Source organism: Aquimixticola soesokkakensis, assembly GCF_900172375.1.
Taxonomy (GTDB): Bacteria; Pseudomonadota; Alphaproteobacteria; order Rhodobacterales; family Rhodobacteraceae; genus Aquimixticola; species Aquimixticola soesokkakensis.
The window spans coordinates 35,375-62,191 of the sequence record NZ_FWFS01000013.1 but is presented as its reverse complement, the minus strand read 5'-3'; the positions used below and the strand labels follow the sequence as shown (position 1 = coordinate 62,191).

The following is a 26,817-nucleotide window of genomic DNA, read 5'->3' as shown; positions in this document are numbered from 1 at the left end:
AGGACACGATGACTGAGGCCTATATTTATGACGCCCTGCGCTCACCCCGCGGCAAGGGGCGCGCGGACGGTAGCCTGCACGAGGTCACATCCGTGCGGCTTTCGGCGCAGATGCTTGACGCACTCAAGGAGCGCAACAATCTGGACACGACTGCCATCGAGGATGTGATCTGGGGCAATGTGACCCAGGTCGGTGAACAAGGCGGCTGCCTGGCGCGCACGGCGGTTCTGGCGTCGCAATTTGCCGAATCCGTGCCCGGTTTGGCAATCAACCGCTTTTGCGCCAGCGGCATGGAGGCGGTCAATCTGGCCGCAAACCAGATCAGGGGCGGTGCGGGCATGGCCTATGTCGCGGGCGGCGTTGAAATGATGGGGCGCGTGCCGATGGGGTCGGATGGGGCAGCGATTGCCGTTGATCCGTCTCTGGCGATGAACACCTATTTCGTGCCGCAGGGTATTTCTGCCGATCTCATTGCCACGAAATACGGCTTTTCGCGCGATGACGCGGATGCGCTTGCGGTCGAAAGCCAGAAACGCGCCGCGGCGGCCTGGGCCGACAACCGCTTTGCCAATTCGGTGGTCCCTGTGCGCGACATCAATGGGCTGACCATTCTGGATCGCGACGAATTCATGCGTCCCCAGACCGATATGCAAAGCCTCGGCGGGCTAAAGGCCTCGTTCAAAGACATGGGCGAAACCATGCCCGGTTTCGACAAGGTCGCGTTGATGAAATACCCCGAACTGGAGCGGGTGAACCACATCCACCATGCGGGAAATTCGTCGGGCATCGTGGACGGTTCGGCCGCCGTTTTGATCGGGAACAAGGAATTTGGCGAGAAATACGGACTGAAACCGCGCGCGCGCATCCGTGCCACCGCCAAGATCGGCACCGATCCGACGATGATGCTGACGGGTCCTGTCCCCGTGACCGAAAAAATTCTGGCCGACGCGGGCATGGCGATTTCCGACATTGACCTTTTCGAGGTGAACGAAGCCTTTGCCTCCGTCGTGTTGCGCTTCATGCAGGCTTTTGATGTGGATGCCGCCAAAGTGAACGTGAACGGCGGTTCCATTGCGATGGGGCACCCGCTGGGGGCGACCGGCGCGATCATCATCGGCACTCTGCTGGATGAACTGGAACGCACCGGCAAAGGGACCGGCCTTGCGACGCTGTGCATCGCCTCGGGCATGGGCGCCGCGACGATCATCGAACGTCTCTAAAGCTTTGCGCGGGGCCTCGCAGTGGTTCGAGGCCCGCGTCACTGTCATGGCCAACACAGGCTGGCAGGTCCTGCGCGCGTGACCGACGCGCTGGCAGCGCACCGCCAGCCTCATCCGGGAGGAAAATATATGACCGATTTTACCTATGACATCGACAGCGACGGCGTGGCCGTCATCACGTGGGACGTGCCGGACAAAAGCATGAATGTGCTCTCGCTGGACGCTCTTGCCACTTTGGATGGCCAGATCGATACGCTGCTGGCGGACGATGGCGTGAAAGGCATTGTCATCACGTCGGGCAAGGACAGCTTTGCCGGTGGCATGGACCTCAATATCCTTGCGGGGATGAAGGCCTCGGCGGGCGACGATCCGGCACGCGGGCTGTTCGAGGGCATCATGCAGATGCATGCCATTTTGCGCAAGATCGAGCGCGCGGGCATGGACCCCAAGACCAACAAGGGCGGCAAGCCCATCGCCGCCGCTCTACCGGGCACGGCGCTTGGCATCGGGTTGGAATTGCCGCTCGCCTGCCACCGCATTTTTGCCGCCGATAACGACAAGGCCAAAATCGGCCTGCCCGAAATCAAGGTCGGCATTTTCCCCGGCGCGGGGGGCACCACCCGCATTTCGCGCAAACTGGGCGCGATGGCGGCCTCGCCCATCCTGCTGCAAGGCCAGATGCTCAGCCCTGCCAAGGCCAAATCGGCGGGCGTGATCGACGAGGTCGTGGCCGATCCTCTGGCGTCGGCCAAGGAGTGGGTGCTGGGCGCCAAGGACGTCGATATCGTCAAACCCTGGGACGTGAAGGGCTTTAAATTCCCCGGTGGCGCGCCCTACCATCCCGCCGGTTTCATGACCTTCGTCGGGGCCTCCGCCATGGTCAATGGCCAGACAATGGGCGTGTATCCCGCGGCCAAGGCGCTGTTGTCGGCCGTGTATGAAGGGGCGCTTGTGCCCTTTGACACGGCGCTCAAGATCGAAGCGCGCTGGTTCACCCATGTGCTGATGAACCCTTCTTCCGAAGCGATGATCCGCTCTCTCTTCATCAACAAGGAAGCCCTGGAAAAAGGGGCAAACCGCCCCGAAGCTGCGGATCAGAAGGTCAAAAAGGTCGGGATCATCGGCGCGGGCATGATGGGCGCGGGCATTGCCTATGTGTCCGCCAAGGCGGGGATCGAGGTGGTTCTGATCGATGCCGAACAAGGCTCGGCGGATCGCGGCAAAGCCTATAGCGAGGGGCTTTTGGACAAAGGGATCTCGCGCAAGAAGGAAACGGTGGAAAGCAAGGCCGCGACCTTGGCGCGCATCCATGCCACCACCGATTACGACAGCCTTGCCGGCTGCGACCTGATCGTCGAGGCGGTGTTCGAAGACCCCAAGGTCAAGGCCTCTGTCACCCAACGGGTCGAGGCCATCGTCGGACCCGATTGCATTTTTGCGACCAACACCTCGACGCTGCCGATCACGACGCTGGCGCAGGCGTCGGCGCGCGCGCAAAACTTCATCGGCATCCACTTTTTCTCGCCGGTCGATAAAATGCTGCTGGTCGAGATCATCAAGGGCGAAAAGACGGGCGATGTGGCGGTCGCCAAGGCGCTCGACTATGTGCGCCAGATCCGCAAGACGCCCATCGTCGTCAATGATGCGCGCTTCTTTTACGCCAACCGCTGCATCATTCCCTATATCAACGAGGGTGTGCGCATGGCGGCTGAGGGCGTGGCCTTGCCATTGATCGAACATGCCGCGCAGATGGTCGGCATGCCGCTGGGGCCGTTGCAACTGATCGACGAGACCTCCGTCGATCTTGGGGTCAAAATCGCCAAAGCCACCAAAGCCGCGATGGGCGATGCCTATCCCGACGCTGCCGTGGACGAGGTGATCTTTTGGCTCGCTGACGAAGGGCGGCTGGGCAAAAAAGCCAAGGCGGGGTTCTACGACTACGATGCCGCTGGCAAACGTCAGGGGCTTTGGGAAGGCTTCAAACAGAAATATGCCGTCAGCGCCGATCAACCCGATCTGGCCCATGTCCAGCACCGGCTGTTGATGGCTCAGGTTCTGGAGGCCGTGCGCGCCCTTGAAGAGGGGGTCCTCACCGATATTCGCGAAGGCGATGTGGGCGCGATCCTGGGGTGGGGCTTTGCGCCCTGGTCGGGCGGTCCCTTTAGCTGGCTCGACATTCTTGGAGCGGCCAAAGCGGTGGAAATTTGTGAAGGTCTCGCCGCCCAATACGGTGCGCGTTTCGAGGCCCCTGCCCTGCTGCGCGACGTGGCCGCAAAAGGCGACACGTTTTACGCCCGTTTCGGCACAGGCGCGCAAGAGGCCGCATAGGCCCGCGGCTCAAAAAACCGCGTGCTCCCGGCGGAGCGCGCGGTTTGATCCCTCCCGCCGCCGTCTCAGGCGGCGCGGATAAACGCCGCGTCGGGCGTACCTGCGGGCACGTAGCACTGCGCGCAGGTTTCGGCCGACATGCAATCAACCAACAGCCGTGCCTGTTCGAGGCCAAGCTGGGTGTAGCTGCTTTCCTCGGGCGCGCCCCACAGATCCCCCGCCTGAGCAGGACAAAAGAACAGCGCACCAGCCTCGGCAAAGACCACTTCGTCGCGCGCAAAGGTCAGCGTCACAACCTCGATCGGCTTGCGCGGGATCACCCGCTCGATGCCGTTGAACCCCTCCAAGGCCGCCGCGGGCACGAGCGCAAACGGGTCGCCAAACACCTCTTCGGCGCTGTCACTTTCGACCATCACCGGCTGTTCGGGCAGAACCCTGACATCGTGGGAATTTCCGATCGCACCGGCGGGGATCAGAATTGGGTAAAGCGCCCGAGGCAGCTCTTGGACCTCGAGCCAGACGAAACTGCGCGCCACGCCGCGCACGATCTGCAACCCGTTGTCAAAGGTCATCACCGCATCACCGACCGCAAGGCTTTCCACCCCGCGCCACCCCATCGTCGTGGCCACCCGCGTTCCCGCGATCAGGCCCGTCGCCTGCGGCGCCATCAGGGTCGAAAAACCACCGTCCCACGCGCCACTCGCCTCGCAAGATTTGCGTGTCATCTCGGATTTGCGCTGTGCCCGCAGTGTAAACATCGGTGTCATCCCTCGGTCGTTTCCCCAGAAGTGCCAAGTGACTTGCGTGGGGCGTGTTCGGCTATGAGAGCAGTTAGCCCGTCGCAAAAGGTAAGACTTCGACCCGATTTGGGTCGAAATGCGGCATAATCCCGACATCGGCGTTAATCAAAACAAGACACTGAAATTGTGTTGCGCCCAAAAACAATCACGCCAAATTGCGTGGGTTTTCCTGTGAAAAAATCAAACGCAACAGGAGAATTTTTGATCTTTCAGGGCCTGCGGGCGATCAGAACGGTCCCATTTGTGTCGAATTTGATTCGCTTTCCCCACCGGCCGTTAACGGTTTGGCCCTGAAGCGCCTTATTTCGCCACGCTGTTCCCATAGCCGAAGCGCGCGATATCTTCGGCGGCAAGGCGGGCGATCAGCGCCAGATCATGGTCGGAATAATAGCTGCGCCAATCCGCGTCTCGCGTCGAGGCGTTGATGCGCTGGATCGGCGAGAGCGAAAATCCCAGATGGTCCCAAAAGGGCGCAAGGTCGCGGTCAAGATGTTCAAGCCGCGCATAGAGGCGGGCATGTTCGCGCCCCGCACTGTCGCGCATGTAATGCGACGCAGGCACGGACAGCGCACGCTGGGTGTCGGGATGGTTGAGAAAAGCGGAAAAGCCGCGCGCCTTGGCCAAAGCGACCTGCGGATGTTCCCAGCCCTGCGCGCGCAGCCAGTGATAGTAGCTCACCGCGCGATCCCAGGGGTTGCGCACCAGCGCCAGCGTGAACCACTGTTCCATCTGCGCCGCATCGACCACGCCTTCGATATCGGCCAGTGTCGCGTGTTTCCAGATCTTGCCGCGCCCTTGCAACCGTTTGACGCGACCGCGCCGGCGCAGAGCTTTGGGCGTGTCTCCGATCAGCAGATCATCGGCCTGCGCACGATCTTCCAGCGCCAACGACAAGGCCGTGCCGCCGGTTTTGGGGATATGCACAAAGATGAACTTGCGTCCGGGCGAAATAATCATGGGGGCAGGCTATCCTTGTGCCGCGCCTTTGGGAATTGCCAATGCGTGCGCGACATGATTGTCGCCTGCGCAATTCGCCGCTAAGGTCTTGATCACAGGTCAGGAACAAGACCTTTCAGGCAAAAGAGAGCACAGCAGACCCAATGACAGCGCTCAGCGAGTATCAGCGGCTCGAGGCCGTCGGCCTTTGGCGCCCCAACAGCGCAGAACAGCGGCGCGAAGTGATCGTGTCGGTTGGCGAGGCGACGTTGGTGATCTCCGAGATTTCGGGCCGTGCCCTGACCCATTGGTCTCTCCCCGCGCTTGGACGCGTCACCCCAAGCGAGGCCCGCCCCGCCCTGTACCGCCCCGACGCCGATGGCCCGCCCGAGGCCGACGAGACGCTGGAGCTGGAAGACGAAACCATGATCGACGCCATCGAGCGCGTGCGTTCGGCCATCGACCGCACCCGTCCGCGTCCGGGGCGTCTGCGCGGGTTGATGCTGGGGGGAGTGGCAGCGCTGGCCCTTGGCCTTGCGGTGTTCTGGCTCCCGGGTGCGCTCGTGCGCCAGACGGTGGAAATCGTGCCCACCGTCAAGCGGGCGGCCATCGGTCAGGCGCTGTTGGCGCGACTGCGTCCCATCGCCGGCCCCGCCTGTGACAGCGTTCTGGGCGCGCGGGCCTTGCAGCGGCTTCAGACCCGCCTGTTGCCGGACGGCGCTGGAACGCTGGTTGTTCTGTCCCAGGCAGTGCAAACTGCCAGCCACCTGCCGGGGCGTATCTACCTGCTCAACCGTGCGCTTGTGGAAAGCTATGAGGAGCCGGATGTCGTGGCGGGCTATATTCTGGCCGAAGACCTGCGCGCCAATACCCGCGACCCGCTGGAACAACTTCTGGACCACGCCGGTCTCTGGGTGTCGCTCAAGTTGCTGACCACGGGCGAAATCGCGCCAGAGGTGCTGGATGACTACGCGCTCAGCCTGCGCGACCAAACGCCCGAACCTGTCTTGGATTCTGCGCTTTTGGCGCGCTTTGCCGCTGCCAATGTCCGCAGCACGCCCTATGCCTATGCTGTCGATGTCAGCGGCGCGCAGACCCTTGCGCTGATCGAAGGCGACCCGATGCAGGGCAAAGACACAACCCCCTTGCTGGCCGATGGCGATTGGGTCGCGTTGCAAGGGATCTGTGGCGGCTAAGCCAGAGCTGCGCTGCGCATTAAAAAAGCCCCGCACAGGTTTCTGGCGGGGCTTTTTTGTGAGTAAACTCGGCTGTCAGCGCCGCGTGAAAGCGTCCGAAAACCCGGCGGCGCGCGCGCGGGCCAAAGCCGATTGGACCGCTACGGGGTCCGCAAACGGCCCCGCGAGCACAACTTTCAACGCGCGCCCCTTGCCCGTCGACGATGCGGTCGACACCGGCAGGCCCATGGCTTGCAGGCGGGCAACCGTCGCACTGGCGTTTTGCGGCACACCGAAGGTGCCAACCTGAACAAAACGGTGTCCCGCCCCAAGCGCAGGCGTTGCTGCAATCGCAGCGCGCGGCGCAGTCACCCGCACGGGCGCAACGCTTTTGCTCGAGACAGTCACCGAGGCAAGCGTCTGCTCTTCGTAGCTGGTGTAGGGAAAGGTGAGGCCCGGATAGAGGTTGCCCACCACCTGCCCCGTGGCACGGTCGATCAGCTGATGGGGCACATCATTGGTCCAGCGCAACGCCATTTGCGCATCCCCCGCCGCCGTGCGGGGGCCACGCGCAGGGTTCAACCGGTCGTCATCAAAGGTCGGGCGGTAGCCTGCGGGAATTTTCGGCTTTTGGACGGCGGGCGCGCGATAGGCGCTGGCCCCGTTTGCGACTGTCGCAACCGTTGTGCCCTGCGGCACAGCGACCACTGTGGGCTGCTGGCTGGTGGTGACGACGCCGCGATTGGCGGTCTGCAAAGTCCGCCCCGCTGGCATGGTTTGGCGTCCGTAATCCGACGGGTGTACCGCTTGCGGGCCACAGCGCACCGCGAGGCGCGAGGTCATGTATTGGGCCGACTCCGCCGACAATCCGCTACAGCTTGCGCTGGCCGCAGGCGCCGCAAGGCGCGTCGGAACGCTTACCTGCGGGGTGCGCACCGGTGCGGGCGTGGTCACGGGCGCAGGCACAACGCGCGGGGACAAGGCCACGTCGCGCGGCGGGGCCGTCACGGCAATGGGCGCAGGCACAGCAGCAGGCGCAACCGCAGGCGCGAAGGGCGTCACAGCGATGGGCGCGATCTTGGCGGTTTGAACGGGCGCAGGCGCGGCCACCACGGGTACGGGCGCCGCGGTTGCGGGCGCATCCGCGATCACCGGCAAAGTTTCCGCGACGGGGGCATCGAAGGTTGGCACGAAATTGCACAGCAAACTGCGGTCGCGGCTGACGCGCGGCACCCAGTTTACAGTCGTCCCATAGCCTGCCCGCACAAAGGCGCAGCCGCGGCTGTCGACGTATTGTGTTCCCTTGTAGGAACTGGGCGGGAATTCCGCCGGCTCGCCGCCGCTGGACAACTTCCCAGCGGCCAAAGCCGGGGCCGGCGCGCCGAACGACGCGCAAACTGCGATGGTCACCGCCGCGAAAACGGATTTCCAGCCCTGTTTTCGGGCCAGTTCTACTGCCTGCATTTCGTGCCTCTACACAAATTATTGTGTCCGAGGATAACGCAGCTACCCTCGGTTGCAAAGAACAATGTGGCAGGAATGGGGCAGCAAAGCGGCCTGCGCAGGGCAGTTGGCTATTTTGTGCCGAACATCCGATCCCCCGCGTCGCCCAATCCGGGCACGATGTATCCCTTTTCGTTGAGGCAATCGTCGAGCGCCGCCGTCACGATGGGCACATCGGGATGCACCTCTTTCATCTTTGCCACCCCCTCGGGCGAGGCGAGCAGGCAGAGAAAGCGGATGTTGGTCGCCCCTGCCTCCTTGAGTTTGGTGATGGCTGCCGCCGAGGAATTTCCGGTCGCCAGCATCGGGTCCACGGCGATGACAAGGCGGTCTTCAAGCGCCTCGGGGACTTTGAAATAATATTCCACCGGTTCCAGCGTTTCTTCATCGCGGTAAAGGCCGACAAATCCGACGCGCGCCGAAGGGATCAGTTCCAACACCCCGTCAAGCAACCCGTTGCCCGCGCGCAGGATCGAAATCAGCGCCAGTTTCTTGCCCGCCAGCGTCGGGGCATCCATCGGCTGCATCGGCGTCTCGATCCGTTTGGTGGTCATGTCGAGACCACGGGTGATCTCATAGGCAAGCAACTGGGAAATCTCGCGCAAGAGTTGGCGAAACACCGCCGTCGGCGTGTCACGGTCGCGCATGATGGTCAGTTTGTGCTGCACAAGCGGGTGTTTCACCACAGTCAGATGGTCAAGCATGTCGGGGCCTCTTGGGTCATTATTTTGCATTTTCGGGGGATGGCGCGGACAGAAACGAGCGCCCGTTGCCCTGCGCCGGCACGTTGAGATGCGCCGCGATCGACGCGGCAATATCGACGAAGGCCACGGGACCGACCGCCTGCGCCCCGACGCCAAAGCCCAAAACCGGCACCCGCTCGCGGGTGTGATCCGTGCCGTGCCACGTCGGGTCGTTGCCGTGATCGGCGGTGAACAGGAACAAATCGTCAGGGCGGGCGTGCTGGAACAGGCGCGGCAGCGCCGCGTCGAACCATTCCAGATGCCGCGCATAGCCGGACACATCGCGCCGGTGCCCGTACAGGCTGTCAAATTCAACGAAATTGGCAAAGACCAGCGCGCCGTCTTGCGCGGTGCGCGCCGCTTGCACAAGATGATCGAACAATTGCGCATCGCTGCCTTTGACGCAGTCGTCAATTCCCTGCATCGAGAAAATATCGCCAATCTTGCCAATGGCATGCACAGCTCGGCCCGCCCCATGCACCCAGTCGCACAGCGTCGGACTGGGCGGCATCATCGCGTAGTCGTGACGATTGGCCGTGCGCTTGAAGCCGCGCTGCGCATCGCCCACAAAGGGGCGCGCGATCACCCGCCCGATGTTGCGCGCGTGCAATTCGGGGGCGAGGTCTTCACAAAGCGTCAACAGGCGCGCAAGGCCAAAGGTTTCCTCATGTGCCGCGATCTGGAACACGCTGTCCACCGAGGTATAGCAGATCGGCCAACCGCAGCGCATGTGCTCCTCGGCGAGGCTTTCGATGATATTCGTCCCCGACGCATGGCAATTGCCCAAAGTCCCGCCCGCGCCGCACAGCTGCGCAACCCGCGCCTGCAACTCCGGCGAAAACGCGGGGTCTTCTTTGGGAAAATACCCCCAGTCAAAGGGCACCGGCACACCGGCGAGTTCCCAATGGCCCGAGGGGGTATCCTTGCCGTTGGACACTTCTTGTGCGACGCCGAACAGACCCGCAGGCGCCGCCCCGCGCGCGCCCAGATCCGGCGCGCTGCCCGTGGTCAGGGCGATCGCCGCACCCAGGCCCAGCGCATCCAGATTCGGCATGTGCAGCGGGCCGCTGCGCCCCGCGTTGGCGCCCCCCGTAGCGCAGGCCTGCGCGATATGCGCCAGGGTATTGGCCCCCGTATCGGGGCGTCCGTCGTTGAAAAAAGCGGCCGCATCCGGCGCACCGCCAAGACCGACAGAATCCAGAACGATCAAAAATGCGCGGCTCATGCGGTGATCCGTTCGTAAACCAGCGGCGGTTCGTTGACGGGGCGCTCGCCGATCACCACCGCCCTGCGGATCGCGGCTTCGGCAGCATCTGCCTGAGCGTCACTGCGCGCGTGAATGAGGCACATCGGCACATCGGGATTCACAGAATCGCCTAACATACAGACCTGCGACAGCCCCACAGCGGGGTCGATTTTATCGCCGTCCTTCAGGCGGCCGCCCCCCAGATGCACGACGACATTCCCCAGGGCTTCGCAATCCATTTCAACGACATAGCCATTTTTGGGCGCGCAGACATCGCGCACGACCGGAGCCGAAGGCAAGCGGTCGCGCCAGCGATCCACGAAATCCACAGGACCACCCAAAGCGCCCACCATGACGCCGAACCGTTCGGCTGCCCGCCCGTCGGCCAGCACATCGCGAATGTCCCATGCCGCCTCATCTGCCGTGGGCGCAAGCCCCGCCGAGACCATCAATTCGCCGCCCAGCGCGCAGGTCAGATCGCACAGCGCGGAGTCCACTTCGCCGCTGGTCAGCGCTTCCATCACTTCCATGATCTCAAGCGCATTGCCCAGCGCGCCGCAGCACGGCTGGTTCATATCGGTGATCAGCGCGGAGGTTTTGCACCCCGCTCCCTGCGCCGTGCGCACCAGAGCGCGCGCCAGAGCGCGGGCGTCGTCCTTGGTCTTCATGAAGGCACCCGAACCGCATTTTACATCCAGCACCAACGCTTCCAAACCGGCAGCGAGCTTTTTGGACAGGATCGACGCGGTGATCAGATCGAGGCTTTCAACCGTCCCCGTCACGTCGCGGATCGCATAGAGCCGCTTGTCCGCAGGGGCGATGCGCCCTGTCGCCGAAACGATGGCGCAGCCGGCGCGGGTGGTGATGTCGCGAAATTTATGGGCATCCACTTCGGTGCGCAGACCGGGAATGGATTCGAGTTTGTCCAATGTGCCGCCCGTGTGACCCAGCCCGCGCCCCGAGACCATCGGCACGTAACAGCCCAGCGCCGCCAGCGCCGGAGCCAGCAGCAAGGACACGCTGTCACCGACGCCGCCGGTGGAATGTTTGTCGATGGCCGGTCCGGGCAGATCCCAATGCAACACATCGCCGCTGTCGCGCATTGCCGTGGTCAAATCGACCCGCGCGCTTTCCGACAGCCCGTTCAAAAACACCGCCATGGCAAAGGCCGCAGCCTGGGCGTCACTGACGCCGCCATCCGCAAGGCCCTGCGAAAACTGCGCCAGCGCGCCTGCGTCGGGTTCGACACTGTCGCGCAGTTTGGCAATCAACGCGCGCGGGTCAAAGCCCGCCGATGATGCGCCCCCCGCCATGGTCACAGCTCCAGGTGGTCGGCGGTAAAGGCGCCGGGCAACAACTCGCCCATCGTCATCACCAGATCGCGGCCCTGCGTCGTGGTCATGGTGACTTTGACATCGGGCGTGGAAAACTCTTTGAGTTTCTGGCGACAGCCGCCACAGGGCGTGACCGGAAGCGGGCTTTGGGCGATCACGCAGACTTCGGCAATCTGCGTTTCGCCGGCGGCAATCATTGCAGCAATCGCCCCCGCTTCGGCGCAGGTGCCTTCGGGGTAGGCAACGTTTTCGACATTCACGCCGGTGAACACCGCGCCGCTGGTCGTGCGCAAGGCCGCACCGACCTGAAACCTGGAATAGGGCGCATAGGCCCGGGGACGGATGGCCGTGGCGGCCTCGCGCAGGTAGCGCGTCAGATCTTCGGGGGAGGGATCGGCGGAGTGGCTCATCGTTTGGCGCGGTCTCGCTAGAATTTTATCATTCGGTCCAGATTGCGCCGCAGGCCCTGCGGTTGCAAGCGCCTTGCGCGGATAGCAGCCGGTCCTTGGCCTTTGGCAGGAGCATTTGGGACAGCTTTGCCTCCGAACGCTGTCGAAAAGGGCAGATGCTGCATTGCAGAGGGCGATATCACTTGAAATCCAGCCCCAGAAGGGCTTGAACCCCAGAAGGAGAGACCCGACCGCAATAAGTAGTTTAACGCTGAACAATCTCCAAGGAGACAGCCGTGCCCACCGACCGGACAGACGAGACCACCACCGCTTCCGCCACGCATTCGACCGAAGACCGGTCCGAGGACCGTCAGGCCCAACTGCGCCGCGCTGCGCTGCGCTATCACGAGGAGCCCAAGCCGGGCAAACTCGAGATCCGCGCGACCAAGCCGCTGGCCAACGGGCGCGACCTCAGCCTTGCCTATTCTCCCGGCGTTGCCGAGGCCTGTCTGGAAATCAAGGCCGACCCTGCCACCGCCTCGCGCTACACCTCGCGCGGCAATCTGGTCGCCGTGGTATCGAACGGCTCGGCCGTTCTGGGGCTTGGCAACATCGGGGCGATTGCCTCCAAACCGGTGATGGAAGGCAAAGCCGTCCTGTTCAAGAAATTCGCCAATATCGACTGTTTTGACATCGAGGTGAACGAAGCCGACCCCTACAAGCTGGCCGATATCGTCTGCGCGCTGGAACCGACCTTTGGCGCGATCAACCTGGAAGACATCAAAGCGCCCGAATGCTTTATCGTTGAACAACTGTGCCGCGAACGGATGAATATCCCTGTTTTCCATGACGATCAGCACGGTACGGCCATCGTTGTGGGGGCTGCCGCCACCAATGCGCTGCGGGTCGCGGGCAAGAATTTTGCGGATATCAAAGTGGTCTCGACCGGTGGCGGGGCTGCTGGCATCGCCTGCCTCAACATGCTTCTAAAGCTGGGCGTCAAACGTGAAAATGTGTGGCTTTGTGATATCGAGGGGCTCGTGCACAGCGAGCGCACCGACCTCAACCCGCAAAAGGCCGATTACGCACAGGTGTCCGATCTGCGCACCGTGGGCGACGTGATCGCGGGCGCTGACCTGTTCCTCGGCCTCTCCGGTCCCGGCGTGCTCAAGCCCGAAATGGTCGCCAAGATGGCGCCGCAGCCGATCATTTTTGCACTGGCCAACCCCACGCCGGAAATCACCCCCGAAGAGGTCAAAAAGGTCTCGCCCGACGCGATCATGGCCACGGGGCGCTCGGATTACCCCAACCAGGTCAACAACGTGCTGTGTTTCCCCTTCATCTTTCGCGGGGCGCTCGACGTGGGGGCGACCGAGATCAACGACGAGATGAAAATCGCCTGCATCGAAGGCATCGCGGCCCTCGCACGCGCCACGACCTCTGCCGAAGCCGCCGCGGCCTATCAGGGCGAGCAGCTTACCTTTGGCGCGGAATATCTGATCCCCAAACCCTTTGATCCGCGGCTCATGGGGGTCGTTGCGACCGCCGTGGCCAAAGCGGCGATGGCAAGCGGGGTCGCCACCCGCCCCCTCGACGACATCGCGGGCTACAAAGCCAAGCTCGACGGCTCGGTGTTCAAATCCGCCCTGCTGATGAAACCGGTTTTTGCCGCCGCCAACCAGGCCGAACGGCGCATCGTCTTTGCCGAAGGCGAGGACGAGCGCGTGCTGCGTGCAGCCTCCGCGATGATCGAGGAAACCACCGACAAGCCGATCCTGATCGGCCGCCCCGAGGTGATCGCGGTGCGCGCCGAGCGCTCGGGTCTGCAAATCCGCCCCGGTGTGGACTTTGAAATCGTGAACCCCGAAAGCGATGCGCGCTATCGTCAATATTGGTCCGAATACCATAAAATCATGGCGCGCCGCGGTGTGACGCCGGATCTGGCAAAGGCCATCCTGCGCACCAACACGACAGCCATTGCGGCAATCATGGTGCATCTGGGCCATGCCGACAGCATGATCTGTGGCACATTCGGTCAGTATCTGTGGCACCTCAACTACATCAGCCAGGTGCTGGGCGCACCGCAGGGCACGCAGGGGCTACACCCGATCGGCGCGCTGTCGTTGATGATCCTCGAAGACGGGCCGCTGTTCATCGCAGACACCCATGTGCACCCCGAACCCACGGCACAGCAAATCGCCGAAAGCTGCATCGCGGCGGCGCGCCACGTGCGGCGCTTTGGGCTGGAGCCGCAGGTGGCGATCTGTTCGCATTCGCAGTTCGGCAACCTCGATTGCGCGTCGGGGCGCGTCACCCGCGCAGCGATGGAGATTCTCGACAGCGCCCCGCGCAACTTTGCCTATGAAGGCGAAATGCACATCGACAGCGCGCTTTCGGTGGACACCCGCGAGCGGATTTTCCCCGACTCGCGCCTTGCGGGTCCCGCGAATGTTCTGGTGTTCGCCAATTCCGACGCGGCCTCTGGCGTGCGCAACATCCTCAAGACCAAAGGCATGGGGCTTGAGGTCGGTCCGATCCTGATGGGCATGGGCAACCGGGCCCATATCGTGACGCCCTCGATCACGTCGCGTGGATTGTTGAACATGTCGGCCATCGCGGGAACCCCCGTCGCGCATTACGGATAAGCGCAGCGATCTGAAACGATCTTTTCCAAGCGGGCGGCAGGACACTGTCGCCCGTTGTCATATTTGCGGCATGTCCCGACAGCAGGCTCGACGACTGGACCCTAAGGACTGGCCTCTAAAGGCTGGCCCCTAACGACTGGCCATACCGTCAAACCCTGCCATTACCCCAAGATCGCGCAACAGTCCCAAGATCACATTCCCACTCATGCATGACAAACGATGGACAGCCCGCGCCCCATACGACAGCATCGGCTAAAGTTTTAGGCATCTTGGCCTGTTGCCTTAATTTTGGTGCGATAAAAGGTAAACATATAGTTAAGACCAGCCGCCCTGCGCGGCGTGATGCCCGTACGCGCGCGCAGAGCCCCTGCGTGCGCAGAAGACAGAGTAGTAGGATTACCATTGACCCAAGGCGAGGATATCGGCGCAGCTCTGCAGACCACGGACACAGGCCGCTTCACATTGTTGGCGCATGACATTCGCTCGGCGATGACGGATGTCATCATGGGCCTGCGGTTTTTCCATAGCGAAGACACAACCGTCCGCGGCATGAGCGAGGTTACCCGCCTGCGCATGACATCGGAACATCTGGCGCGGTTGCTTGAGGAAGCCCTGTTTCTCGTGGTCGGGGAAAAACTTGACGGCCCGGAACTGAGCGACCCGATCCCCTTGCGCGAAATGGTTGAAAACATGGGGCTTCGGTGGCGAAAACTGGCCAAATCGGCGGGCTGCTGCCTGACTGTTGCCATTGCCGATGACCTACCCGAACACGCGGTGATCGACCGTCTGGAGGTCGAACGCATTCTGTCCAATTTCCTCGCCAATGCGATCCGCCACGGCGGCCCGGGTCAGGTGACCCTCTTTGCGCAGGCCTCGCCGGAGGGGATCGAACTGGGCGTGCGCGACAAAGGTCCAGGCTTTCCCAAGGACCTGATGTCGCGCCTCGCCGCCCTGCCCGAGCCGATTGCACTTGGCGTCGGTGAGCCCGGGTCGGGATTTGGCTTGCGGATCGTGCGCGAAATGGCGGCGCGGATGGGTGCGAAACTGGACCTGTTCAACCGCCCCGAAGGCGGCGGTGAGGCCCGTCTGACCGTGCCAAACCGAATCCCTGCCTCGACGGAGTCGGAACAATCCGCCGATCCTTCGCAGCATCGTCTTGACGGGCTGCGCATTCTGATTGCCGATGATATCGAAACAAACCGTTTCATGATGGCCGAGATCATTCGCGAATTGGGGGGGGATTGTGTCCTTGTTGGCGACGGTCTGGCGGCGCTTGAAGCGCTGGAAGACGAAAAATTCGACCTCGCCATTCTCGATATGGAAATGCCTCTGTTCACCGGACTCGAGGTTATTCGCTTTTTGCGAGGCCGCGAGGGGCCGGTTGCCCAGACACCGATCATTGCCCTGTCGGCCTATATTTTTGCGCCCAACCGGCAGGCGATCATGCAGGCAGGCGCGCAAGCCATTCTTTCCAAACCGATCCTCTCGACGCTGCGGCTGTGGGAAACCATTCAGGCCGCGCTTGGGCGGGGGTATCAGTCCGACCCCCAAGGCCGTCCCTCGCCCCTGCCCTTTCCGGAAAAACCGGTTAAAATCGACGATCCGATGACCGCCCAGCGCCGCGCGCGCCTCAACAAGCTGGCCAGCCGCCTCACGCCCGAAAGCCGCGCAACCTTTCTCGAACGCCTCGAAAGTGATCTCTCCAGCGCCGCTGAAGCCCTCAACGAAGCCCTCGCGCGCGGCGACAACAAAGCGGTCGCGCGCGTCGCGCATGTCCTCTCGAGCCTGTTTGGCACCTGCGCAACCGATGCAGAACGCGAAAACGCGCAGCGACTTTTGCAAGACGCAAATGTCAGAAATATCACGGAAATTATTGCTCTCGGTCGTTCTGTGGGACAGAATACACAGGCGCTGGTTGAATTTGTTAAAGCCATTCGCCTCGAGAATAGTGACTGCATATGATTGCCAACCAGATCCTCGTCGTTGAAGACACAGCCTCTCTCCAGACGCTCTATTGCGCGCTTCTCGAGAGCGTCGGTCACCACCCCGTGGCTGTTGGTTCCCTGTCGCAAGCGCGCGCGGTTTTGCAAAACGGCGCACCGCCGATCGTTTTGTTGGATCTGCTGTTGCCTGACGGTGACGGGCTTGATCTTTTGGCCGAGTTGGTCGCACAGGCGCCGGCGACGAAGGTTATCGTGATCACGGCCAACGGGTCTGTCGACAAGGCGGTCGAGGCGATGCGCATCGGGGCCTTCGACTTTCTGCTCAAGCCGATTGATCCGGCGAACCTTGTCAAGGCCGTGACCAATGCCCGCTCGGAACGCCACCAACATCTGCGCGCCACCCCCACGGCTTTGCCGCTGGGCGGGTTCATCGGCTCCTCACCGGTGATGCAGCAGGTCTACAGCACGATCCGCGCGGTTGCGGGGTCGATGGCGACCGTGTTTGTCACCGGCGAAAGCGGTGCGGGCAAAGAAATCGCCGCCGAGGCGATCCACGCCCTGTCCAGCCAGTCCGACGGCCCGTTTGTGCCGCTCAATTGCGGCGCGATCCCCTCGGGGTTTCTGGAATCCGAAGTGTTCGGCCATGTGGCGGGGGCCTTTCCCGCGGCCATCAGCGACAAACGCGGGGCCGCCGAAGACGCCGATGGCGGCACCCTGTTCCTCGATGAGGTCTGTGAGATGGACCTTGGCCTGCAGGCGCGGTTCTTGCGGTTTTTGCAGACCTCGACCGTGACGCCGCTGGGGGCCGCCGAGGGCAAGCGCATCACGACGCGCATCATCTGCGCCACCTCGCGCGACCCGCTGGAAGAGGTCCGCGCAGGGCGGTTGCGCGCCGATCTGTACTACCGGCTTCACGTCGTGCCTCTGCATCTGCCGCCCCTGCGCGACCGCGGCCACGATGTGGTCGAGATCGCCGAGGCAATGCTGTCACGGTTTGCGACCCGCGAAGGGCGGTCTTTTCGCGCCCTCGACGACGAGGTCAAGCAGCTGTTCTTGAACTACAGCTGGCCCGGGAATGTGCGCCAACTGCTCAATGTTCTGTGGAATGTCGTGGTGCTGAACGACGGCCCTGTGGTGACCCGCGCCACCTTGCCGCCGAATTTTCTGGATACGGGCGGTGACATGACCTTTGGCGGCACGGGTCAGGTTGCGACCCACCAACCGCTGGCCGATATCGAAGCCTTTGCGGGCATGACGCTGGCCGAAATCGAACGCATTGCAATTGAAGCGACCATCGAGCGCGAGGGTGGATCGGTTCCCCAGGCAGCGCGGGTTTTGGACGTGTCGCCCTCGACGCTGTATCGTAAACTCGAAGCTTGGGGTCGGCCTGCAAGGCCGCGCAAATAAGCCCCTGCAAGGCCGCGAAAGTAACCCCCCGCAAGGCCGCGCCAATACCTGCAAGGCCGCGCGGCCCGCGTTAGACAAATTGTTCGCGGATCAGCCGTTCCTCAAGCCCGTGGCCGGGGTCGAACAAAATGCGATGGCGCACATTTTCATCCGATGACACCTCCACCGCCGCGACGGCGGGCACGGAGTTGCGGCTGTCCGCATCCGCCATCACGGGGCGCTTTTCTGCGTCGAGCACATCAAAGCGTACCGTTGCCGCTTTGGGCAACAAGGCCCCGCGCCAGCGTCGGGGGCGAAACGCCGCCATCGCCGTCAGCGCCAACACGTCCGAGCCGATCGGTAAAATCGGGCCGTGCGAGGAATAGTTGTAGGCGGTCGATCCCGCAGGTGTCGCCACCAGCGCCCCGTCACAGACCAATTCATCCATCCGCACCCGCCCGTCGACGGACACGCGCAGCTTGGCCGCCTGAGATCCCGCACGCAGCAGGGCGACTTCGTTGATGGCCAGCGCTTCGTGCTGGACACCGTGAATGTCGATCGCACGCATCACCAGCGGGTTGATGACTTCTTCCTCTGCGTCAGACAGACGCGCGTCCAGATCATATTCGGAAAACTCGTTCATCAAAAAACCGATGGTGCCACAGTTCATCCCGTAGACCGGCGCGCTCAGCCCTTGGGTCGCATGCAGCGCCTGCAACATAAAGCCGTCCCCGCCAAGGGCGACGATCACATCGGCTTGGCCCTGTTCGACCTGTCCGTAGCGTTCCACCAAGCGCTCCAGCGCGCGCTGCGCGATCTCGCTTTCGCTGGCCGCAAATGAAATCCTGACGCTCACAGAGATGCCTCCCAAACTGTCGATTTTTCGACCTTCACCTTGCCTAACAAAGCGCGGCGCGAAGTTCACGCGGTTTATCCCCGCTTGGCGATGCGATTTTGTGCGATTGCGCCTGCGTTCAAGATGATTATGCAGCGAAATAGGGTTTTGCGCGCCCGTCACATTGGGTAAACAGCGCGCAAGACTTCACCCCTGCTGCCAAGGGAGCACACCATGACCGACGTCCGCGATTCCGGCTTTTTCACCCAAGCGCTGTCCGAGCGCGACCCCGAGCTGTACGGCTCGATCACCCAAGAACTCGGCCGCCAGCGCCACGAGATCGAATTGATCGCCTCCGAGAACATCGTCTCGGCCGCCGTCATGCAAGCCCAAGGGTCGGTTCTGACCAACAAATATGCCGAAGGCTATCCGGGCAAGCGCTACTACGGCGGCTGCCAATTCGTCGATATCGCGGAAAATTTGGCGATTGAGCGCGCCAAGGAATTGTTCGGTTGCGCGTTTGCCAACGTCCAGCCCAACTCCGGCTCGCAGGCCAACCAGGGCGTGTTCCAGGCGCTGATCCAGCCCGGTGACACCATTTTGGGCATGTCGCTGGATGCCGGCGGCCACCTCACCCATGGTGCCAAACCCAACCAGTCGGGAAAATGGTTCAACGCCGTGCAATACGGTGTGCGCAAGCAAGACAGCCGTATCGACTACGACCAGATCCAGGAACTCGCGACCGAGCATCAGCCCAAGCTGATCGTCGCCGGTGGCTCCGCGATCCCGCGTCAGGTGGATTTCGCCAAAATGCGCGAAATCGCGGACTCCGTGGGCGCGTACCTCATGGTCGATATGGCGCATTTTGCCGGTCTCGTGGCGGGCGGCGAACATCCCTCGCCCTTCCCGCACGCGGATGTGGTGACCACCACCACCCACAAAACCCTGCGCGGCCCGCGCGGCGGCATGATCCTGACCAACCGCGAAGACATCGCGAAAAAGGTCAATTCCGCGATCTTCCCCGGCATTCAGGGCGGCCCCCTGATGCATGTGATCGCCGCCAAAGCCGTTGCCTTCGGCGAGGCCCTGCGCCCCGAATTCAAAGCCTACGCCAAACAGGTGATCCTCAACGCCCAGGCGCTTGCGGACCAGTTGATGAAAGGCGGGCTTGATATCGTGACCGGCGGCACCGACACCCACGTCATGCTGGTTGACCTGCGCCCCAAAGGCGTCAAAGGCAATGCCACCGAAAAGGCGCTGGAACGCGCGCAGATCACCTGCAACAAAAACGGCATCCCCTTTGACCCCGAAAAGCCCTTTGTGACCTCCGGTGTGCGCCTTGGTACCCCTGCGGGCACCACCCGTGGCTTTAGCGAAGCCGAATTCCGCCAGATCGGCGACTGGATCGTCGAAGTGGTCGATGGCCTTGCCGCCAACGGTGAAGAGGGTAACGCCGAGGTCGAAGCCGCCGTCGCCAAAAAGGTCGACGCGCTGTGCGAAAAATTCCCGCTTTACCCGAACCTGTAATCGGGCTTTCCTAAGACAAGGGAAGGGGCCTGCGGGCCCCTTTCGTGTTTTTCGATTTCGTTCCAACAGGATACCGCGCGCATGCTGAATTTCGTGACCTATGGCACCGACACGGGCGAGCCACCGCTTTTGATCGTCCACGGGCTGTTCGGCTCGGCGCGCAACCTGGGTGTGGTGGCCAAACGTCTGTCGGACGAGCGGCTGGTGATCGCGGTCGACCAACGCAACCACGGCGACAGTTTCCGCGCGCCGACCCAAAGCTACGCCGATATGGCGGGCGATGTGGCCGAGGTGCTGGAAGCCCAGGGCGCGGCCGCGCGCCCCTTTCACGTGATGGGCCACTCAATGGGCGGCAAAGCGGCGATGATGCTGGCGCTGACGCGACCTGACCTGTTGAAATCACTGGTCGTCGCCGATATCGCCCCCGTCGCCTATGAGCACTCCAACGTGCCGCTGGTCGATGCAATGAAAAAGCTGGACCTATCCAAAATCACCCGCCGCTCGCAAGCCGACGAGATGCTGGCCGAGGATGTTCTGGACGATGGCGTGCGGGCATTTTTGCTGCAAAGTCTGGATATCAAGGGGCAGAAATGGCTCCTGAACCTCGACGTTCTGCGCGCCGAGATGCCCAAGATCGTCGGCTGGCCCGAGGACGTCCGCGGCACGTTTGACGGCCCCGCTTTCTTTCTCTCCGGCGCACAGAGTACCTATGTGCTGCCCGAATATCGCCCCGTGATCAAAGGGCTGTTCCCCAAGGCCCGTTTTGCCAAGATCGAGGGCACGGGGCATTGGCTGCATGCCGAAAAGCCGCGTGAATTCGAGGGGGCGATCAGGGCCTACATCGGCGCGGTAGACGAGCTGCGCCACAGCCTCTAACGAGGCGGGAACCGCTTGCGATGCGCTGCGTTGATCTTCCAACGCACCACGGAGGATTTCCCATGACCCGTTTGATCATTCTTTGCACCGCCCTTCTGGGCCTCGCCGCCTGCGAAACCATCGAGGGCGCCGGACAAGACCTGTCCAATGCCGGCCAGACCATCAGCCAGGAAAGCCGCGAAGTCCAATCGGGCATGTGAGTTTGAACGGCTGCGAGAAACAGAAAAAAAACGGGGCCTGCGTGGCCCCGCTTTTGGTCCTAGAACATTCCGGCTGTCGAGCCTCGCTCAGCGCCATGATACCCCGTCTATACGGGATCAATCATCCATCTTCAGCGCGTTGATGAAGGCTTCTTGCGGGATTTCGACTTTCCCGAATTGGCGCATCTTTTTCTTACCCGCTTTCTGCTTTTCAAGCAGTTTCTTCTTACGGGTCGCATCGCCGCCGTAGCATTTGGCTGTCACGTCCTTGCGCAGGGCGGCCAGTGTTTCGCGGGCGATCACCTTGCCGCCGATGGCCGCCTGGATCGGAATTTTGAACATGTGGCGCGGGATCAGGTCCTTGAGCTTTTCGCACATGGCGCGCCCGCGCGACTCGGCGCGTTCGCGGTGGACCATGGTTGACAGCGCATCGACCGGCTCGTCGTTCACAAGGATCTGCATTTTCACGAGGTTATCCTCGCGGTAGCCGATCATCTGGTAATCGAAAGAGGCATAGCCCTTGGTCACCGATTTCAACCGGTCGTAGAAATCGAACACCACTTCGTTGAGCGGCAGGTCATAGACCACCATCGCGCGCGAACCGGCGTAGGTGAGGTCCATCTGGATGCCGCGACGGTCCTGGCACAGCTTCAAAACGTCACCGAGATAATCGTCGGGCACCATGATCGTGGCCTTGATGCGCGGCTCTTCGATGTGGTCGACATAGGTCAGATCGGGCATATCCGCAGGGTTGTGCAGATCCTCGACCGAGCCGTCTTTCATGTGCAATTTGTAGATCACCGAGGGCGCGGTGGTGATCAGATCGATGTCATATTCGCGCTCAAGGCGATCGCGGATCACCTCGAGGTGCAACAGCCCAAGGAAGCCGCAGCGAAAGCCAAAGCCCAGCGCGGCGGAGGTTTCCATTTCCGAACTGAAGGAGGCATCGTTGAGCGACAGTTTTTCGATCGCCGTGCGCAGGTCTTCAAAATCGGCGGCATCGACGGGGAACAGCCCGCAAAACACCACCGGAATCGAGGGTTTAAAGCCCGGCAGGGCCTCTGCGCAGGGCTTTTTCTCGTGGGTGATCGTGTCCCCCACTTTCGTATCGCGCACCTGTTTGATCGAGGCGGTGAAGATCCCGATCTCCCCCGGGCCCAATTCCGCGATATCGACCATTTGCGGTTTGAGGACGGACAATTTATCGACGCCGTAAGCCGCGCCGGTCTTCATCATCTTGATCTTGTCGCCTTTTTTGATCACGCCATCCATGACGCGGATCAAAACGACAACGCCGAGATAGCTGTCATACCAGCTGTCGACCAGCATCGCCTTAAGCGGCTTGTCGCGATCGCCCGTGGGCGCGGGCAGGCGTTTGACAATGGCTTCCAGCACATCGGGAATGCCAAGGCCGGTCTTGGCCGAAATTTCGATGGATTCCGACGCGTCGATGCCGATCACGTCTTCGATATTGGCTTTGACCTGCTCCGGTTCGGATGCAGGCAGGTCGATCTTGTTCAGCACAGGGACGATTTCGTGATCCGCGTCAATCGCCTGATACACGTTGGCCAGCGTCTGCGCCTCGACGCCCTGGGTGGCGTCCACGACCAACAAGGACCCCTCGACCGCGCGCATGGAGCGCGAGACCTCATAGGCGAAATCGACGTGGCCGGGGGTGTCGATGAGGTTCAGAATATAGGTTTGACCATCCTGCGCAGGATATTCGATGCGCACGGAGTTGGCCTTGATGGTGATGCCGCGCTCGCGTTCGATATCCATCGAATCGAGCATCTGCGCCTTCATATCCCGCTCGGCCACGGTGCCGGTCAATTGGATCAACCGGTCGGCAAGCGTGGATTTCCCGTGGTCGATATGCGCCACGATGGAAAAATTGCGGATATTTTTGAGGTCGGTCATCTGGCTCGGCCCATCTGCTGAATGAGCCTGTGTCTATGGGGCGGAATGCGCGGTTTTGCAAGAGGGAGCGGGGGTTGAGCCCCCTGCGCGACGGGCAACGCGCACCGCATTTCGGGGTCAGCGGCGCGGGCATGTGGCAAAAAACGGCGCAAGCGGGCGTTCTGCCTCGCTGCTATGTGATCTTTAATTGATCATTTACCCTCTTTTTGTCATCCTAGCCCTGTTTTGACCCTGCGCAGCGAAGAGTGCGATGGCAAAAAACACGGGGTGGCAACGTCCGCCCCTGAACGGATGGGACCCGAGATAAAAACAACCGGCAGAGCACCGGAACGAGGCAAAACATGATCAAAACTTTCGTAAAATCCACCCTGATCGCAGGCGTTCTTGTCAGCGGCATCGGGTTTTCTCCGATTGCCACAGCAGAGGCTGGCGCCATTGAACGCGCCTGCATGAGCTCGGGACGCTCCAAAGCGTCCAACGCCTTGTGCGGCTGCATCCAGCGCGTCGCCGATCAGCATCTGACCAATTCCGATCAGCGCATGGCAGCGAAATTTTTTCGCAACCCGCAAAAAGCCCAAGACATTCGCCAATCCGACCGCAGCTCGCATGAGACCTTCTGGCGCAAATACAAGGTCTTTGGCACGGCAGCGCAAAACTCCTGCGGCTGATCAGGCACAGTCGCGGCCCAGCGCCGCGATAAGCCCCGTCACGGCGGTTTCGATCAAGGTGATCGCCTCGTCAAAGCGGCGTGTGTAATAGGGGTCCGGAACGGCGCGCACGCCCAGTTGCGGCGCGTAGGCCATCAGCAATTGTAGCTCTGCGCGACAGGCCGCAGGGCGCATCCCTTCCAGCGCGCGCAGGTTTTCGTCATCCATCGCGAGGATCAGGTCGAAGTGATCGAAATCGTCGCGGCGAAACTGGCGCGCGCGCAGATCGTCCATCAGGTAGCCCCGCGCACTGGCCGCTGCGCGCATCGGTGCATAGGGGCGCTCGCCCACATGCCAGCTTCCGGTGCCCGCGCTCGCGACGGTCATCGTCAGACCGCGTGCCTGTATCGCCTGCTCGAACACGACCTGCGCCGTGGGCGAGCGGCAAATATTGCCCAGACAGACGAAAAGAACCGCCCTCATGCCGGACCTCCACAGCGGGCAACGCAGGTCCCGTATCCCCGTCCACATCGGGCACTCCTGCCCCGAACTGTCTGCTTCATACGCTGTGCCCCCAGTGACACCGATGCGGGAATTTGACACGACGCCCCGCGCATTCTCTGGCTGAATGTTCAAAGCGCTGGCGCGCAATGGCGATTTCAAGGCAGTCTTGCAGCAAGAAAAAGGTGCGCAGGCGGCGCAAATGAGGCTTTTCATGGTTAATCATCGACGCATTGTTGCGCTTACCGGCGCTGGTATCTCCGCTGAAAGCGGATTGTCCACGTTTCGCGCCGCCGATGGCCTGTGGGAGGACCATCGCATCGAAGATGTGGCGACTCCGGCCGCATTTGCCCGCGATCCCGCCCTGGTCCACCGCTTTTACAACGCCCGCCGCGCGGCCAGCGATGCAGCAAAGCCAAACCCGGCACATGTCGCCTTGGCCGCGCTGCAAACTGCGCTGGCACGCGCGGGCGGCGCCCTGACGCTTGTGACCCAAAACGTCGATGACCTGCACCGGCGGGCGGGGGCTGAGGTAATCCACATGCACGGCAGTCTGGGTCGGTTGAAATGCGCGGCCTGTGAAACGACATGGCCTCACAGCGGACCAAGTGACCCCAAGGCCCCCTGCCCGAACTGTGCCCGGCCCGCCACGCGCCCCGACATCGTCTGGTTCGGGGAAATGCCCTATCACATGGAGGCGATTTTTGCCGCGATCGGGCAGGCCGATCTTTTCGTGTCCATCGGCACCTCCGGCACGGTCTATCCGGCGGCGGGCTTTGTGGCGATGGCGCGCGAGGCCGGGGCCGCGACACTGGAATTGAACCTCGCGCGCTCACACGGGGTCTTCGAGACCTGCCGCCAAGGCCCTGCAAGTGTTCTGGTGCCCGAGTGGTGCGCGCAGATCAACGCCCAGCTTTAGCGAAACAGCGGCCCATGCGCCCAGGTCGTCAGCGAATAGCGCTCGCCCTGCGTCACGGGCGTCACCCGGTGCAACACAAAGGACGGAAATAACGTCGCCGTGCCACGCGCCGTCTGCGCGGTTTGCGTATGGCTGGCAGGCCAGAGTTCCAACGCGCCGCCCGCATAGCTGTCAGGGTCGGACAGTTGCACCACCAGCGTCAGCTTGCGCTTGGCGGCAAACGCCCCGTCACCGATGTCGCTATGCCAGATGAAATGCCCCTCGCGGTCGGCGCCGTAGCGCGCGATCTGCGGGCTTTCGCCGAACTCGGTGAGGGCAAAGTCGAAATGGCTGCGGTTGGCTTGAGCCACCACGTCGATGATCCGCGTCATCACCCAGTCAGTGCCCGCGCGTTCGTCAAGCCATGCCAGATCGGCCCGCCGGTAATTGTGGTCTGTCTGGCCTTTGGTGAGGCCGGCATCGCGCAGCTCATCCTCATGCGCGAGGGCGATGATGGCATCGCATTCGGCGGACGAAAAGGCGGCAGGGAACGTGAAGACGCTGTGCATCAGGGACTCGATTGTCTGAAAGGGGCAGCGCGTGTCAGGCGCCGAATACGGGTTGCTTTGCGCAGCAAATTGCCCCTTTGGCAAGAAAAAAGGCGAGTAGGCTCTTGCCCCTCGCCTTTTCATATCCCGAGCAACAGGGCGTTTAGTGCGTGTGCCCTGCCCCGCCCTGTTCCGTGTCGCTGTGATCCATCGCGCCATCATCCATCGCCCCGTGATCCATCGCCCCGTGATCCATCGCGCCGTGGCCCATGTCAGCCGCCGGTGCGCTGCCCACAGGCGCATCAAGCCTGACGGGAACCTCGACGACCACATCGCCCGCCTGCTCGAAGGTCAAGGTTACGGTGACGATGTCGCCCTCTGCCACGCGGCGATCAAGGCCAAGGAACATGACGTGATCGCCGCCACGGGCCAGTTCGTGGCGCGCTTGTGGCGCAACGGCAAAGCCGTCTTCGACCTCCAGCATCCGCATGACGCCATTGTCACCCGCAAGATGGGTGTGCAGTTCGACGCGGCTCGACAGATCGGAGCGCGCGGCGATCAGCCGGTCCGCTGTCTCGCCGGTGTTGTGCAAGACCATAAAGGCAGCGCCGGAGGTCGCCATCGCACCGGAGGTCCGGAAATAGGGGTTTTCAACGACGATATCGGCAAAAGCGGGCAAGGCGATGCAGGCCAGAGCCGCCGCCAGAAGGGGAAATTTGAGGGACATCTGTCCTCTCCTTTTAGGTGATTTCAACAAAGGGTCGCTGGAAATCACGCAAAAGGTGGCGCGCGGGCCGCGGGGATCGGCAGGGCACGCGGCGTTGCGTGCAGCGCCATGTCGATCGCCACAAGCCTCTGCGCGCGCGCCGCTTTTTGAGGCAATTGCCAGAGAGGCAAAAGCCCCGCGATCAGGCTTAGGGCGCAGTCAGGGCAGATGTGAATCCGCCCCAGCGGCGCACCGTTTTCATCAACGACGACCGTCACCGGCCCCGTGCCGGTACACAGCACAATCGCACCGGAGGCCGCGCGCATCTGGCCACGCGCCTGCGCCATCGCACTGGCGGTCAACACCAGAGTGAAACAGAGGGCCAAAGCCGAAAGGGGGCGCAGGATGCGGATCATGGGGCGAAGAATTAGCGCAAGCCAGCGCAACGCAAAAGAGGCAATCGGCCCGCGCGCAAGAATGGCGGGCACGGACGACAAAACCCCGCATGCAAAGG

General features: G+C 62.3%; 24 protein-coding genes. 11 read left to right on the top strand and 13 right to left on the bottom strand.

What is annotated here, in order from left to right; translation table 11 throughout:
• The first annotated feature begins 8 nt into the window (after positions 1–8).
• Together AQS8620_RS15605 and AQS8620_RS15600 are read left to right on the top strand one after the other, a co-directional pair.
• Complete coding sequence (locus AQS8620_RS15605; protein WP_085837950.1) at positions 9–1,220, top strand: acetyl-CoA C-acetyltransferase; 1,212 nt, start codon at positions 9–11, stop codon at positions 1,218–1,220.
• Positions 1,221–1,349: 129 nt separating this feature from the next.
• Positions 1,350–3,548: a 3-hydroxyacyl-CoA dehydrogenase NAD-binding domain-containing protein gene (locus AQS8620_RS15600; protein WP_085837949.1), complete on the top strand. Its 2,199-nt coding sequence runs from the start codon at positions 1,350–1,352 to the stop codon at positions 3,546–3,548.
• A gap of 65 nt (positions 3,549–3,613) precedes the next feature.
• On the opposite strand, the gene AQS8620_RS15595 is transcribed toward AQS8620_RS15600, so the two are convergent.
• Together AQS8620_RS15595 and AQS8620_RS15590 are read right to left on the bottom strand one after the other, a co-directional pair.
• Positions 3,614–4,306: a Hint domain-containing protein gene (locus AQS8620_RS15595; RefSeq protein WP_159453267.1), complete on the bottom strand. Its 693-nt coding sequence runs from the start codon at positions 4,304–4,306 to the stop codon at positions 3,614–3,616.
• 342 nt (positions 4,307–4,648) lie between these two features.
• Positions 4,649–5,305: a sulfotransferase family 2 domain-containing protein gene (locus tag AQS8620_RS15590; protein WP_085837947.1), complete on the bottom strand. Its 657-nt coding sequence runs from the start codon at positions 5,303–5,305 to the stop codon at positions 4,649–4,651.
• Positions 5,306–5,448: 143 nt separating this feature from the next.
• Here AQS8620_RS15590 and AQS8620_RS15585 point away from each other — a divergent pair, with 143 nt between their 5' ends.
• Complete coding sequence (locus tag AQS8620_RS15585) at positions 5,449–6,480, top strand: hypothetical protein (RefSeq protein ID WP_085837946.1); 1,032 nt, start codon at positions 5,449–5,451, stop codon at positions 6,478–6,480.
• 75 nt (positions 6,481–6,555) lie between these two features.
• On the opposite strand, the gene AQS8620_RS16950 is transcribed toward AQS8620_RS15585, so the two are convergent.
• From AQS8620_RS16950 to AQS8620_RS15555, 5 genes are all read right to left on the bottom strand, one after another.
• Positions 6,556–7,923, bottom strand: a complete 1,368-nt coding sequence (locus AQS8620_RS16950; RefSeq protein WP_143267560.1) for an SPOR domain-containing protein — start codon at positions 7,921–7,923, stop codon at positions 6,556–6,558.
• Positions 7,924–8,033: 110 nt separating this feature from the next.
• Positions 8,034–8,666, bottom strand: coding sequence for a uracil phosphoribosyltransferase (upp, locus tag AQS8620_RS15570; RefSeq protein ID WP_085837943.1), 633 nt, complete (start codon positions 8,664–8,666; stop codon positions 8,034–8,036).
• A 19-nt stretch (positions 8,667–8,685) separates the two neighbouring features.
• Complete coding sequence (locus AQS8620_RS15565; RefSeq protein ID WP_085837942.1) at positions 8,686–9,930, bottom strand: phosphopentomutase; 1,245 nt, start codon at positions 9,928–9,930, stop codon at positions 8,686–8,688.
• Positions 9,927–11,264 (bottom strand): thymidine phosphorylase, encoded by a 1,338-nt coding sequence (locus tag AQS8620_RS15560; RefSeq protein WP_085837941.1) that lies wholly within the window; start codon positions 11,262–11,264, stop codon positions 9,927–9,929. Before AQS8620_RS15560 ends, AQS8620_RS15565 begins: the two co-directional genes overlap by 4 nt.
• A gap of 2 nt (positions 11,265–11,266) precedes the next feature.
• The gene (locus AQS8620_RS15555) at positions 11,267–11,695 is read right to left on the bottom strand and encodes a cytidine deaminase (protein ID WP_085837940.1); all 429 of its coding nucleotides are present in this window, start codon (positions 11,693–11,695) and stop codon (positions 11,267–11,269) included.
• A 359-nt stretch (positions 11,696–12,054) separates the two neighbouring features.
• Here AQS8620_RS15555 and AQS8620_RS15550 point away from each other — a divergent pair, with 359 nt between their 5' ends.
• The 3 genes from AQS8620_RS15550 (at position 12,055) to AQS8620_RS15540 (ending at position 17,669) form a co-directional block, all read left to right on the top strand.
• Complete coding sequence (locus AQS8620_RS15550) at positions 12,055–14,319, top strand: NADP-dependent malic enzyme (protein ID WP_306345912.1); 2,265 nt, start codon at positions 12,055–12,057, stop codon at positions 14,317–14,319.
• Between the two features lie 402 nt (positions 14,320–14,721).
• On the top strand, positions 14,722–16,281 hold the full coding sequence (locus tag AQS8620_RS15545) for a hybrid sensor histidine kinase/response regulator (RefSeq protein WP_159453266.1): 1,560 nt from the start codon (positions 14,722–14,724) through the stop codon (positions 16,279–16,281).
• The gene (locus AQS8620_RS15540; protein WP_085837937.1) at positions 16,278–17,669 is read left to right on the top strand and encodes a sigma-54-dependent transcriptional regulator; all 1,392 of its coding nucleotides are present in this window, start codon (positions 16,278–16,280) and stop codon (positions 17,667–17,669) included. Before AQS8620_RS15545 ends, AQS8620_RS15540 begins: the two co-directional genes overlap by 4 nt.
• A gap of 70 nt (positions 17,670–17,739) precedes the next feature.
• On the opposite strand, the gene AQS8620_RS15535 is transcribed toward AQS8620_RS15540, so the two are convergent.
• A complete protein-coding gene (locus AQS8620_RS15535; protein ID WP_085837936.1) occupies positions 17,740–18,504 on the bottom strand; it encodes an NAD kinase in 765 nt (254 codons plus the stop codon).
• Positions 18,505–18,717: 213 nt separating this feature from the next.
• On the opposite strand from AQS8620_RS15535, the gene glyA reads away from it, so the two are divergent.
• The 3 genes from glyA (at position 18,718) to AQS8620_RS15520 (ending at position 21,086) form a co-directional block, all read left to right on the top strand.
• Positions 18,718–20,010, top strand: coding sequence for a serine hydroxymethyltransferase (gene glyA, locus AQS8620_RS15530; RefSeq protein WP_085837935.1), 1,293 nt, complete (start codon positions 18,718–18,720; stop codon positions 20,008–20,010).
• A gap of 81 nt (positions 20,011–20,091) precedes the next feature.
• Positions 20,092–20,886: an alpha/beta fold hydrolase gene (locus AQS8620_RS15525; protein ID WP_085837934.1), complete on the top strand. Its 795-nt coding sequence runs from the start codon at positions 20,092–20,094 to the stop codon at positions 20,884–20,886.
• Positions 20,887–20,948: 62 nt separating this feature from the next.
• Entirely contained in the window at positions 20,949–21,086 is a 138-nt protein-coding gene (locus tag AQS8620_RS15520) for an entericidin A/B family lipoprotein (RefSeq protein WP_085837933.1), read from the top strand.
• A gap of 117 nt (positions 21,087–21,203) precedes the next feature.
• On the opposite strand, the gene lepA is transcribed toward AQS8620_RS15520, so the two are convergent.
• Positions 21,204–23,003: a translation elongation factor 4 gene (gene lepA / locus AQS8620_RS15515; protein WP_085837932.1), complete on the bottom strand. Its 1,800-nt coding sequence runs from the start codon at positions 23,001–23,003 to the stop codon at positions 21,204–21,206.
• Between the two features lie 341 nt (positions 23,004–23,344).
• Here lepA and AQS8620_RS15510 point away from each other — a divergent pair, with 341 nt between their 5' ends.
• A complete protein-coding gene (locus AQS8620_RS15510) occupies positions 23,345–23,671 on the top strand; it encodes a hypothetical protein (protein ID WP_234990520.1) in 327 nt (108 codons plus the stop codon).
• Here AQS8620_RS15510 and AQS8620_RS15505 read toward each other — a convergent pair whose 3' ends face one another.
• Positions 23,672–24,133: a low molecular weight protein-tyrosine-phosphatase gene (locus AQS8620_RS15505; RefSeq protein ID WP_085837931.1), complete on the bottom strand. Its 462-nt coding sequence runs from the start codon at positions 24,131–24,133 to the stop codon at positions 23,672–23,674.
• Positions 24,134–24,365: 232 nt separating this feature from the next.
• Here AQS8620_RS15505 and AQS8620_RS15500 point away from each other — a divergent pair, with 232 nt between their 5' ends.
• The gene (locus AQS8620_RS15500; RefSeq protein WP_085837989.1) at positions 24,366–25,070 is read left to right on the top strand and encodes an NAD-dependent deacylase; all 705 of its coding nucleotides are present in this window, start codon (positions 24,366–24,368) and stop codon (positions 25,068–25,070) included.
• Here AQS8620_RS15500 and AQS8620_RS15495 read toward each other — a convergent pair.
• The 3 genes from AQS8620_RS15495 to AQS8620_RS15485 form a co-directional block, all read right to left on the bottom strand.
• Entirely contained in the window at positions 25,067–25,618 is a 552-nt protein-coding gene (locus AQS8620_RS15495) for a 2OG-Fe(II) oxygenase (RefSeq protein WP_085837988.1), read from the bottom strand. The two genes, AQS8620_RS15500 and AQS8620_RS15495, sit on opposite strands and share 4 nt — an antisense overlap.
• A 142-nt stretch (positions 25,619–25,760) precedes the next feature.
• Positions 25,761–26,324, bottom strand: a complete 564-nt coding sequence (locus AQS8620_RS15490; RefSeq protein WP_085837930.1) for a copper chaperone PCu(A)C — start codon at positions 26,322–26,324, stop codon at positions 25,761–25,763.
• Positions 26,325–26,368: 44 nt separating this feature from the next.
• Positions 26,369–26,791, bottom strand: a complete 423-nt coding sequence (locus tag AQS8620_RS15485; RefSeq protein ID WP_234990519.1) for a hypothetical protein — start codon at positions 26,789–26,791, stop codon at positions 26,369–26,371.
• Positions 26,792–26,817: the final 26 nt, after the last annotated feature.